At 41.5% G+C, this 11937-nt stretch carries 10 protein-coding genes; 5 read left to right on the top strand and 5 right to left on the bottom strand.

Features of this window, described 5'->3' with window-relative positions:
- Positions 1-91: 91 nt before the first annotated feature.
- The gene (mutS, locus tag AC1MCB_RS05135) at positions 92-2701 is read left to right on the top strand and encodes a DNA mismatch repair protein MutS (protein ID WP_479967669.1); all 2610 of its coding nucleotides are present in this window, start codon (positions 92-94) and stop codon (positions 2699-2701) included.
- Positions 2702-2769: 68 nt separating this feature from the next.
- Here mutS and AC1MCB_RS05140 read toward each other — a convergent pair whose 3' ends face one another.
- Positions 2770-3189, bottom strand: coding sequence for a DsrE family protein (locus AC1MCB_RS05140; protein ID WP_479967670.1), 420 nt, complete (start codon positions 3187-3189; stop codon positions 2770-2772).
- A gap of 205 nt (positions 3190-3394) precedes the next feature.
- On the opposite strand from AC1MCB_RS05140, the gene AC1MCB_RS05145 reads away from it, so the two are divergent.
- Both AC1MCB_RS05145 and AC1MCB_RS05150 read left to right on the top strand, forming a co-directional pair.
- Positions 3395-3946 (top strand): C40 family peptidase, encoded by a 552-nt coding sequence (locus tag AC1MCB_RS05145; protein ID WP_479967671.1) that lies wholly within the window; start codon positions 3395-3397, stop codon positions 3944-3946.
- Between the two features lie 221 nt (positions 3947-4167).
- Positions 4168-5130, top strand: coding sequence for an exonuclease domain-containing protein (locus tag AC1MCB_RS05150; RefSeq protein WP_479967672.1), 963 nt, complete (start codon positions 4168-4170; stop codon positions 5128-5130).
- A gap of 84 nt (positions 5131-5214) precedes the next feature.
- Here AC1MCB_RS05150 and queG read toward each other — a convergent pair whose 3' ends face one another.
- Positions 5215-6153 (bottom strand): tRNA epoxyqueuosine(34) reductase QueG, encoded by a 939-nt coding sequence (gene queG / locus AC1MCB_RS05155; protein WP_479967673.1) that lies wholly within the window; start codon positions 6151-6153, stop codon positions 5215-5217.
- A gap of 77 nt (positions 6154-6230) precedes the next feature.
- Here queG and AC1MCB_RS05160 point away from each other — a divergent pair, with 77 nt between their 5' ends.
- Together AC1MCB_RS05160 and AC1MCB_RS05165 are read left to right on the top strand one after the other, a co-directional pair.
- Positions 6231-6905: a uracil-DNA glycosylase family protein gene (locus AC1MCB_RS05160; RefSeq protein ID WP_479967674.1), complete on the top strand. Its 675-nt coding sequence runs from the start codon at positions 6231-6233 to the stop codon at positions 6903-6905.
- Positions 6906-7015: 110 nt separating this feature from the next.
- Positions 7016-8374 carry an OmpA family protein gene (locus AC1MCB_RS05165; protein ID WP_479967675.1) on the top strand — a complete coding sequence of 453 codons (1359 nt, stop codon included), beginning with the start codon at positions 7016-7018 and terminating at the stop codon, positions 8372-8374.
- 72 nt (positions 8375-8446) lie between these two features.
- Here the strand turns inward: AC1MCB_RS05165 and ruvB are convergent, their stop codons facing one another.
- The 3 genes from ruvB to AC1MCB_RS05180 all read right to left on the bottom strand — a co-directional run bounded on the left by ruvB (position 8447) and on the right by AC1MCB_RS05180 (position 11930).
- Positions 8447-9469 carry a Holliday junction branch migration DNA helicase RuvB gene (gene ruvB / locus AC1MCB_RS05170; RefSeq protein WP_479967676.1) on the bottom strand — a complete coding sequence of 341 codons (1023 nt, stop codon included), beginning with the start codon at positions 9467-9469 and terminating at the stop codon, positions 8447-8449.
- A gap of 103 nt (positions 9470-9572) precedes the next feature.
- Complete coding sequence (locus AC1MCB_RS05175; protein ID WP_479967677.1) at positions 9573-10313, bottom strand: polyprenol monophosphomannose synthase; 741 nt, start codon at positions 10311-10313, stop codon at positions 9573-9575.
- A gap of 93 nt (positions 10314-10406) precedes the next feature.
- Positions 10407-11930, bottom strand: coding sequence for a peptide MFS transporter (locus tag AC1MCB_RS05180; protein WP_479967678.1), 1524 nt, complete (start codon positions 11928-11930; stop codon positions 10407-10409).
- Positions 11931-11937: the final 7 nt, after the last annotated feature.

Raw genomic sequence — 11937 nt, forward strand, 5'->3', positions numbered from 1 at the left:
TCAAACGACACGTGTCTACGGTTTCATTTTTCCACACAGCGGACAAAGCAGTTCCAATGCATTAACTTTACGCCTTCTTAAAAATATAACTTTGGCAAAGACTGATCAGAAAGAAACACCCTTAATGCTTCAATACAATACAATAAAGGCCAAATATCCTGGCGCTTTGCTGTTGTTCCGGGTTGGAGATTTTTATGAGACTTTTGGTCAGGACGCTGTTAAAGCTGCCGGAATCTTAGGCATAGTATTAACAAAACGTGGCAGCAATAATGGCACACCTATCGAATTGGCAGGTTTTCCACATCATTCTTTAGAAACCTATCTGCCAAAATTAGTAAGGGCTGGTCAGCGCGTCGCCATCTGCGATCAGCTTGAGGATCCAAAAACCACCAAGACTATTGTTAAACGTGGGGTTACGGAATTAATTACCCCGGGAGTTTCATATAGTGATAATATTATTCAACAAAAATCTAATAACTATTTAGCGTCGCTATATTTTGAAAAGAACCAGGTTGGCCTAGCTTTTCTGGATATCTCTACCGGCGAATTTTTAGTTGCCCAGGGCAATACAGATTATGCCGACAAACTGTTGCAAAGCTTTAAGCCAAGCGAAGTGATTTTTCAAAAGAGCCGTCATCGTGACTTCACCGAATTATTCGGTGACCGCTTTTATACTTACCAGCTTGACGATTGGGCTTATAGCGGCGACTATGCGCAGGAATCCCTGCTCAAACATTTTGATGTTAAATCATTAAAAGGTTTCGGAATTGATCGTCTGAACCTTGCTATAACAGCCGCTGGGGTTGCGCTGCATTATCTGAATGAAACGGAGCATCGAAATTTACAGCATATTTCATCTATTTCACGGATCGAAGAAGAGCGTTTCATGTGGCTCGACAGGTTCACTATTCGTAATTTGGAACTCATCGGCTCATCTAATGAAAATGCGGTTTCGTTGGTTGATGTGCTTGACCATACCTGCTCGCCAATGGGCGCCCGTCTGCTACGCCGTTGGATGGTTATGCCCTTGAAAGAGCAAAAACCAATTGAAGAGCGCTTAGATGTAGTGGAGTTCTTAGTTGAAGATGACCAGCTTCGTGAGAATCTGTTGCACGAAATCAAACAGATTGGTGATCTGGAAAGACTAATTTCAAAGATCGGATTGTTGAAGGCTAACCCAAGGGAGGTGATGCAGTTGAAGCGCGCTTTACATGCGACTTCAAATATTAAGGTGCTATGTGAGAAGACAGATAATACATCGTTAACGCTGATTGCTGAACAAATCAATCATTGCCTCAGCATAAGAGATAAGATTGAAACCTGCCTGCAAGCAGATCCTCCGGTATTAATAATCAAAGGGGGCGTCATTGCCGATGGGGTAGATGAAGAATTAGACCGGCTTCGGAAAATTGCCTTCGGTGGGAAAGGATATTTGCTGGATATGCAAAAGCGGGAAGCTGAAATCACAGGTATCCCTTCATTAAAAATTGCGTTCAACAATGTGTTTGGGTATTATTTAGAAGTCACACATACGCATAAAGATAAGGTGCCTGCCGACTGGCTGCGAAAACAGACGTTGGTGAATGCAGAGCGTTACATCACCCCGGAACTAAAGGAGTACGAAGAGCAGATACTAGGAGCGGAAGAGAAAATTCTTACCATTGAAACCCGGTTATATAATGAACTGGTTATTGCTCTGAGCGACTTCATAAAGCCCATTCAGCTGAATGCCCAGCTTGTTGCTCAGCTGGATGTCTTGCTAAATTTTGCAACACTGGCGATCAAAAATTATTATGTCAAGCCCCGGATTAACACTGGGAGTGTGATTGATATAAAAGGTGGCAGGCATCCGGTAATTGAGAAAACGTTGCCTCAGGGGGAGGAATATATTTGCAATGACGTTTTCCTGGATAGTGAAAGCCAGCAGATCATTATTATTACAGGGCCCAATATGGCTGGTAAATCGGCGCTGTTGCGACAAACAGGGTTAATTGTGCTGATGGCCCAGATGGGATGTTTCGTTCCGGCAAAAGAATCCATGATCGGTATAGTAGATAAGATATTTACCAGGGTAGGAGCTTCTGATAATCTTACTACAGGCGAATCAACCTTTATGGTTGAAATGAATGAGACAGCCAGTATTCTCAATAATCTATCCGATAGAAGTTTGATCTTAATGGATGAAATAGGTCGTGGTACCAGTACATACGACGGAATTTCCATTGCCTGGTCTATTGCGGAGTATCTGCATAATCATCCGACGGCTAAAGCTAAAACCTTATTTGCTACGCACTATCATGAATTGAATGAATTGAGCAACTCATTTAACAGAATCAAAAATTTCAATGTCTCTGTAAAGGAAGTCGGCAATAGGGTAATTTTTTTGCGTAAGCTGGTTCCCGGCGGCAGCGAACACAGCTTTGGTATTCACGTAGCTAAAATGGCTGGTATGCCATCAAAGTTGGTTGGTCGGGCTCATGAAATACTTAAACGGCTTGAACAAGAGCGCACGGGGGGTGAACACGTGAAGGATAGCATCAAAAAAATTCAGCAGCAGGCTTACCAGCTTCAAATGTTTTCTATTGATGATCCAATCCTGATTAAGATTCGTGATATGTTAAATAACCTGGATGTTAATACGCTCACACCTGTGGAAGCACTAATGAAGCTAGATGAGATTCAAAGAATTCTCAAGAATTAGTGCAATCAACTTGACTTTTTAGGTCAAGGGGTAACAACTTATAATTACTCTACACCTGTCGCGCATATCTACATGCCCGATTTAATATAACCCCAACCTTGATGTTGTTTCGCAACGATCTCATAGATTCCATCAGGTACGGTCTGCACGCCAGGCAATAATTGTTCTTTTTTAACCTGCTGATTTTTCATAGCAATTTCGCACACTTTGAAGGCTATGTTTTTGTTCATGGCCAGCTTTTTTACATCCTCGGCAACCGTTGAACGGTCCGCAACTACCATATCCAAGGATTTACCGTAAAAAACTACTTCCATCTGTGCTGCCGGATCTGATTTGGATATACCTTTTAGCCAGCGGATCACTGTGGAGTGAGTGTTTGTATCCCTACTGGTGAGGTCAAATACCACCTTGTAATCTGGTGTTTGGGCGATTGAAATTCCTTGACTACATAAAAGAATGAAGGCAAAGAGCATGAGTATCTTTTTCATGGGATAAAAATTTAGTATATAAAAGTTACGGTTTTTGAATGATGAATTCAACGGACGAAACGTTGGAAATTAAACGAACTTACCTAACTTAAAAAACGAATAAAACTTAACATGAACGATTTGGAATTTTTCTGAATCCTTCGTAATCCACCGATGTGAGTAACCTTCGTTTGTACCGAAGATTTTATTAGCCGAAATTGGCAGCATGGGATTTTTAAACAGGAGTGGATGTCAGATTTTATTCGCCTTGCTAGTATCAATTTTAGCCGTTTCATCCTGTAAAAGCAGAAAGATTGCAACAGATTCATCTAAAGCTAGAAACACCAGTTTTTCAGGTAGTCTGAGGGATAAATATGCTACAGTGTTGGGTGTATCTAAAAACCGGCTTCATAACGAAAAGCTTTATCGTTTTATAGATAGTTGGATGGGGGTACCACATCGTACAGGAGGAATGGACAAGCGGGGGATTGATTGCTCGGGGTTTACATCACTATTGCACAAGGAGATATACGATCAATCACTTCCCAGGGTAGCTAGTCAGATGGCCGTACAGGTAAAGCGTAAATATGAAGGGAACTTGGAGGAAGGTGACCTGGTATTTTTTGATTTTGAGGGCAAGAAATTCAGTCATGTTGGTGTTTACCTGCAAAACAACAAATTTGTGCATGCCTCCACCAGCAAAGGCATTATTATCAGTGATTTGAAAGACCCCTGGTACTATAAATACTTTTCGCGAGCCGGCAGCTATAATCCCTGAAAACATGCCAGCAGGGTACAGTGTGAAAAGAGCGGCGAGGTTATGGGTATAATTCTTAAATTTGCACACGGCAATCAAATTGCCTCAAATATAATGAACAAGCCAAAAGCGGATTACACCTTCTGGACAAAGTACAAGCGATTTGCCACCACTGAAATTTTGATGTATTTGAGTATGATTGTTGGCATATTGCTTGGTATTCTAATCTTTAGTTAAGTAAAATGAAGTTAAATTTAAAACGCCCTCTTGCCTTTTTTGACCTGGAAACTACTGGCGTTAACATTGCATCAGACAGAATTGTAGAAATCTCGATATTGAAAGCGATGCCCGACGGCACCGAACAAATAAAGACTTTGCGAATTAATCCCGGAGTTCCTATTCCACTAGAATCATCGCTGGTGCATGGAATATATGATGAGGATATTAAAAACGAATCGTCCTTCAAGCAAGTAGCCGAAGAGCTGGCGCGCTTCATGGATGATTCAGATCTTGCCGGATATAACTCCAACAAGTTTGATATTCCCATGTTAATGGAGGAGTTTATCAGGGCTGGAGTAAACTTCGACCTTGAAAATCGCCGGTTTGTAGATGTGCAGAATATTTTTCACCAGATGGAACAGCGTACTCTTCGGGCTGCCTACCAGTTCTACTGTGGTAAGGCAATCGAGAACGCCCATTCTGCCGAGGCTGATATTAAAGCAACTTACGAAGTTCTACTAGGTCAATTAGCGAAGTATGAGAATGTTGAATGGGAGGACAAAAAAGGAAATAAATCAATACCCGTCAAGAATGATGTAGATGCGTTACATGCTTTTACAAATCTTAGCAGGCCTGTGGATTTTGCAGGTAGGATGGTTTATAATGAGCACGGTGTCGAACTGATCAACTTTGGTAAACACAAGGGTAAGTGTGTTGAGGAAGTATTCCAGATGGAGCCAAGCTATTATTCGTGGATGCAGAAAGGCGACTTCCCGTTGTATACCAAGCGCTGTTTGGAGAAGATATGGATCCGTTGGAATGGAAAGAAAGAACGGCTGAAAGTTGAAACTCAAACAAAGATTTCTATCGAGCCCAGGAATAAACCTCAGGAACGATCTGAGGCTTTAACGCCAAGAGTAAAGGAAGAAGCCAAGCCGATAAATACCGACATGCTTGAACAGTTAAAAATGAAGTTCGGAAAATAGATTGATGGAGCACTGTGTTCCTCTTCGGATCATATTTTTTCTCCTTCAAAATATTAAAGACGGTTGGTCAATTCTTGAAACAGCTTAATCAGCTGATTTCAAGAATTGAATATTCCTCTTCAAACCAGCAAATTTGGTGCGCTTTACCGCGGAATTTTTGAAGACTTTTTGAAACACGTCTTCACTTATTTCTTCCCAGTCTTGGCGGCTCATAATTAAAAGATCGGGGTGGGGTTGAAATGCCGGTTCACTGTTGATTATTGAAAATTTATTCCAGGGGCAGACATCCTGACAGATATCGCACCCAAACATCCAGTTTTCCGTTTTGCCTGCAAATTCTTTTGGCAGTTCGTTTTTTAGCTCGATGGTTAGATAGGAAATGCATCGACTTCCATCAACAATATAGGGAGCTACAATAGCATCGGTAGGGCAGGCATCAATACATCGAGTGCAAGTGCCACAATGATCTTGCGCGGGAGCGATATCATATTCCAATTCAAGATCTACGATAAGTTCTGCGAGGAAAAAAAAAGATCCTGTATTTTTATTGATAAGGTTCGTGTTCTTCCCAATCCATCCAAAGCCTGCCTTTTGGGCCCAGGCTTTGTCGAGCACCGGAGCCGAATCAACGAACGCGCGGCCGTTGACCTCGCCAATGCTTTCATGGATGAAGTTCATTAACTCTTTCAATTTATCCTTTATCACAAAATGATAATCGGCACCATAAGCGTATTTACTAATCTTCGGAGCTTCAAAATCACTTTGGGTCTGTTCAGGGAAATAATTTAATGCTACGGAGATGACCGATTGAGCGCCATCGACGAGTTTAGTAGGATCCAACCGTTTGTCAAAGTGATTTTCCATATAACTCATCTCGCCGTGGTACCCATTTTTTAGATAGTTTTCCAGACGAGGTGCTTCTTCCTCCAGGAATCCTGCCTTAGAAATACCGCAGAATAGGAACCCTAGCTCTATGGCCTTTTGTTTTATAAGATCAGAATATGCCTTGTGATTGGTTTGCATGGGATATTTGCAAAGATAATAAATGTTAATTTGCAGATAAGCAATCCTTATTTATTCTATTAAGACGTCAGTTTGCAATGAATAATTTCGCAGAGAAAGTCATTCAATTTTATCAAACTATTCAGCTTCCAAAGCACTTACCTGAAGGAATTGAATTGATGCAACCTCATTTGCTGTCCGAAATATCAGGAGTATCTTCAACTTTTTACCGAAAGTTTTATTCAGATGATCAGCCGCGAACATTCCTGATTGGAATAAATCCAGGTCGCTTCGGCGGAGGCTTAACCGGTGTTCCTTTTACCGATCCCGATAAGTTGAGACGAGTCTGCGGAATTGAACATCAGCTGGCGGGGAAAGCGGAATTGTCAGCTGACTTTATTTACCAGGTCATTCAGGAGTACGGAGGCGTAGCTAAATTTTACAGTGACTTTTATTTTACTTCTATGATTCCGTTAGGATTCACAAGGAACGGTAAGAACTTAAATTACTATGATGATACGGACCTTATGCAACAACTGTCTCCTCTAATGGCGAAATGGATGACAAAGCAGGTAAGTTTTGGTGCTGACAGAAACCGATGTATCTGCCTTGGCAGTGGGAAAAATCTGCAATATCTTAAAAGGCTAAACGAGGAGCATCGCTTCTTTAAGCGGATTGATGCACTGGACCATCCCCGTTTTATTATGCAATACAGGCGCAGGAAGCTGTCGGAATACATTAACAGATATCTTGAAATTATCGAGAAGGAATAGAATATGAATTCAAGTACCACATCACATGTTGTTTTTCCGGATAGATCAATTGAAATGCTGTTATGGTACATCTATTGATAGGGAGGGGCTGTAACAAACAAACAAACGATATGATTTCAAATTCTCTAAAAAATTTAACTCTTGCAGCTGCTTTGTTAGCGTCCGGAAGTTTATATGCTCAGGACACAACCTTGGTTTCGTCTTCAGAGATAAAACCTTTCGCTCCGGCAAGTTCCTTCAGAACATGGTCAGTGGGTTTGAATGCCGGTGTGCTTAGCCCTACACTTCCTTTTGGAAAGAACGATTTTACCACCTGGAAGCCTCAGTTAGGTTATGGCGCATACATCAAAAAGCAAATAATTCCAGCTCTGGGAATAAAAGCTGATTTTCTTGCGGGAAAATTGGAAGGTGATAACAGCGAACCATGGGAAAGTGGCATTGTTACAACAAGTCCTTATGATGCTTATGAAACCAGTTTAAAATATTCCGGAAGTTTAAGCGCACAGCTTAGTCTTGCTAATATATACTGGATGAATCGTAAAAATGTGATTATTCCATATGTTAGCGCCGGTGCCGGAGTGCTGGGGTATAATATCGATCTTACAGATAATGCGGGTCAGCAATCACAGTTTAAGACCGACGGAAATGTGAATGAGATCTTCTTCCCGGTAGGCGTCGGAGCGAAATTTAATTTGTCTCAGGGAGTTAACCTTGATTTGGGATATACGATGAATTTTGTTGATGGTGACAATTTGGACGGATATCATAACAGACCCCAGGATGATAAGTTTTCGTATGGACAGATCGGTCTGGAATTTGCTCTTGGGAAAAAATCGAAACCTCAGCTTGCAACTTATAACCCGGTTGCGACAATGGAAAACGACTACATCACTCGTAATGCTGAGTTGAAAAGTCAACTGGAAGCAGAACGGGCAAGTAGCGCACAGCGCCTGGCTCAAATTGAAGCAGATTGGAAAAAGTTTTTAAATGATTCGGATAAAGACGGTGTTTCTGATCACTTTGATAAATGTCCTGATACGCCGCAAGGAGCCCAAGTTGATGGAGCTGGTTGTCCTTTAAAAATTACTACGGTTAATCCTGTGAGAGTAGTTGTTACAGAAGAAGACAAAAGGGTTGTTGCTGAAGCGATTCGTAACCTTGAATTTGATTTTGGAAAGGCCACTATCAGATCTACCTCTTATCCTTCTCTAAATAACGTTGCTGAGTTGCTAAAAACAAAAGACTTTAGCCTGAAATTGGCTGGTCATACTGATAATGTTGGTAGCAATGCTGCTAATTTAAAATTATCAAAAGATCGTGCTGAATCAGTTAAGTCTTACTTAGTAAGCCAGGGCGCCAATGCATCTAGAATTGAAGCTACCGGGTACGGCGAGAGTCAGCCAATTGCTACTAACAAAACTAATGCAGGACGTCAGAAAAACAGACGTGTTGAATTTACACTTTATTAAGAGTAGAAAATTTAATGTAAAACAAGAAAGGCGCTGTCAGGCGCCTTTCTTGTTTTTATGTGGAGAAAATTGTTAAAATAACGAGGGATTTCCCCCATGCTTTATTCTTCCTAAGTGCTTATATGCATTCTCTGTGCATTCTCTTCCCCTTGATGTTCGCATTAAATATCCTTCCTGAATCAGGAAAGGCTCGTACACCTCCTCGATGGTACCTTCATCCTCGCCAACTGCAGTAGCAATTGTTTTAAGGCCTACCGGTCCGCCTTTAAATTTGTCGATAATGGTTGTTAATATTTTATTATCCATTTCATCAAGGCCATGTTGGTCTACATTTAACGCATTCAGGGCGTAGTTTGCGATTTCAGTGTCTATACTACCATTACCCTTGATCTGCGCAAAATCACGCGTACGGCGTAATAGTGCATTGGCAATTCGGGGCGTTCCCCGACTCCGTCGGGCAATTTCATAGGCACCTTCATCACTAATCGGGGTTTTTAAAATTTGAGATGAGCGCAACACTATAGTAGTGAGTAGTTTTGCATCATAGTATTGCAAACGGGAATTAATCCCGAACCTGGCTCTCAAAGGAGCAGTTAATAAACCGGATCGGGTTGTAGCGCCTATTAGCGTAAAGGGGTTAAGTGAAATCTGTACGGATCGGGCGTTTGGACCGGTCTCCAGCATGATGTCGATCTTGAAGTCTTCCATTGCGGAATACAAATATTCTTCAACCAGTGGACTCAAACGGTGGATCTCGTCAATAAACAGAATATCGCCCATTTCCAGATTAGTAAGCAGTCCGGCGAGGTCACCGGGCTTGTCTAGTACAGGCCCGGACGTGACGCGTATGTTCACGCCCATTTCATTGGCAATGATGTAGGAGAGAGTTGTTTTGCCTAAACCTGGGGGGCCGTGTAAGAGCACATGATCCAAAGCTTCGCCGCGCAACTTTGCAGCCTGCACAAAAATCCGTAGGTTCTCCAGGATCTTAAACTGACCTGTGAAATCTTCAAAAACCTGTGGCCGCAATACCTTTTCTATCTCCCGTTCGGTTGATGAAAGATTTTCCTGGTTAGGATCGAGATGTTCATTCATGGTTAGATCAGTATGAGGTATGAGGTATGGAGGTATGGAGGCTAGGTATCAGGTATGCTCAATATCTATGTAACGTGTAGTTGTCAAATCTAATATTCTAAATCTATTTTCTAGGATTAGGATATTTACGGAACCAGCTGTCTATTTTAATGCGAATGACTCCAAGGAAAGCTTCCTGAAAGATCTTCGTGCTCATCTTTGATGTACCTTCCGTGCGATCGGTGAAAATGATTGGCACTTCCACCACCTTAAAACCATATTTTATGGCTGTGAATTTCATTTCGATTTGAAAAGCATAGCCAATGAATTTGATCTTGTCCAGATTGATGGTTTCAAGGACCTTGCGACGATAGCATTTAAACCCTGCTGTCGCGTCCTGAATGTCAATACGAGTGATCAATCTAACGTAGGCAGAAGCAAAATACGACATTAGAACTCTACTCATTGGCCAGTTCACGACATTAACACCCTGTACATATCTGGACCCTATTGCTACATCAGCGCCCTCAATACAAGCTTGCTTTAGCCGGATCAGATCAATGGGATTGTGGGAAAAGTCGGCATCCATCTCAAAGATGAATTGGTAATCCTTTTCTAAAGCCCACTTAAATCCGTGGATATATGCCGTACCTAATCCCAGTTTTCCTTTTCTTTCTTCTATATATAATTTCCCTGAAAATTCACCCTGTAAATGTTTCACAATATCGGCGGTACCGTCCGGCGAGCCATCATCGATAATTAGTATATGGAAATCTTCTGGCAATGAGAAAACTGTACGAATAATCTTTTCAATATTTTCTTTTTCGTTGTAGGTAGGAATTAGAACAAGGCTGTCTGATAACACGTATACTCATTTTATAAGCGGCTAAGATAGGGGATAAAAATAAAAAACTCGTGATGTATGTAAATCACGAGTTTTTAGTTGAGTTAGAACGTTTTAACTCACACCACTCATTAGTCTCTTAAGGACTGGTGAAAGCAGCAGCAGAATAATACCTGCGCATATTGAAGTCAGCGTTAAGAAACTGAATAGTTCCATATCCGGAAAATTATTTTTAAGTATGGCTTCGAGCACTCCGGCCATGTAATTAGCAAGTGCAATAGACGCAAACCATAATCCCATCATTACCGACACTATTTTTTGTGGCGAGAGTTTGGAGATCATTGATAGTCCGATAGGGGATAAACAAAGTTCGGCTACTGTGTGTAGGAAGTAAACTAAAACAAGCCACATAGGACTTACTAAATTGCCACCCTGAGAGGCTGCGTTAGCAGCGCTCATAACAACGAATCCTATCCCGAGGAACAGTAAGGCAATCGCAAATTTTACCGGAATATTCGGATTCTTTCCAATCCGCGATAAGCTGAGCCACAACACGGAGACAACCGGAGCTAAGGATATAATCCAGATTGAGTTTACTGATTGAAACCATGCAGCCGGCATTTCCCACCCGAAGATCATTCTATCAGTATTACTTTCTGCAAACAGATTGAAAGTTCCCCCGGCTTGCTCAAAACCAGCCCAGAAGAATATATTAAAAAAGCAGAGTATGAAGATCACACCAACACGTTTCCATTCAATACTTCCTTTAGTATTGCTAAAGATGATATAAGCAAGCGCTAGCACTCCAATTACTGCCATAACTGTAGTTAACAAAGATTTCGCGCTCTCACCCAAATTCCCCCATAATATAAGTAAGCCATAAACAACAGCTAAAGATCCAACAACATATAAGGTAATATGAGACCAATCTTTTCCTGCTAATGTTAATTGGGTCTTTGATTGTATATCACGATCCGGAGCAAAGCCTACATTTCCTAATAAACGACCCTGAACTGCAAACCAAACTGTTCCGATGATCATGCCTACGCCAGCAGCACCAAAACCGTAAGCCCATCCAAATTCTACAGCCAGATAGCCACATACTAAGGGAGCCAGAAAAGCCCCAAGGTTGATTCCCATATAAAAAATGGTAAAAGCTGAATCCTTACGAGGGTCGTGGTCCGAATATAATTTTCCGACTATTGTTGAAATATTTGGCTTGAAAAATCCATTACCTACGATTAAAACACCAAGGCCGAGATGTAATAACCATGTACGAGCTTCAACGTCGCCGGTTTGGGAATATGTAAGGGTAAATTGACCTAAGGCCATTAAAATGCCCCCTATAAATATTGCCTTTCTTTGGCCCAGAACCTTATCGGCAAGCAAGCCACCGATAATGGGAGTAAGATAAACGAGGCCCGTAAAAATCGCATATATTTCTAATGCTGATGTTCTGTCAAGTTCAAACCCTCCATTTACGATTTGAGCAGTGAGATAGAGCACGAGTAGCGCTCGCATTCCATAATAACTGAAACGTTCCCACATTTCAGTTGCAAACAGTACGTATAAACCTTTAGGATGACCCTTTTTGACGATCTGTAGTTCTTCAGGATGAAGGATTTCTGATTGATCCATTTTAAGT

It is taken from the genome of Daejeonella sp. AP26 (assembly GCF_056680515.1).

Bases quoted from the DNA above. Each gene is read 5' to 3' on its own strand.
- AC1MCB_RS05150 (WP_479967672.1), top strand. From the start codon at position 4,168: ATGAAGTTAAATTTAAAACGCCCTCTTGCCTTTTTTGACCTGGAAACT.
- AC1MCB_RS05180 (WP_479967678.1), bottom strand. From the start codon at position 11,930: ATGGATCAATCAGAAATCCTTCATCCTGAAGAACTACAGATCGTCAAA.
- AC1MCB_RS05140 (WP_479967670.1), bottom strand. From the start codon at position 3,189: ATGAAAAAGATACTCATGCTCTTTGCCTTCATTCTTTTATGTAGTCAA.
- ruvB (WP_479967676.1), bottom strand. From the start codon at position 9,469: ATGAATGAACATCTCGATCCTAACCAGGAAAATCTTTCATCAACCGAA.
- AC1MCB_RS05145 (WP_479967671.1), top strand. From the start codon at position 3,395: ATGGGATTTTTAAACAGGAGTGGATGTCAGATTTTATTCGCCTTGCTA.
- queG (WP_479967673.1), bottom strand. From the start codon at position 6,153: ATGCAAACCAATCACAAGGCATATTCTGATCTTATAAAACAAAAGGCC.
- AC1MCB_RS05160 (WP_479967674.1), top strand. From the start codon at position 6,231: ATGAATAATTTCGCAGAGAAAGTCATTCAATTTTATCAAACTATTCAG.
- AC1MCB_RS05165 (WP_479967675.1), top strand. From the start codon at position 7,016: ATGATTTCAAATTCTCTAAAAAATTTAACTCTTGCAGCTGCTTTGTTA.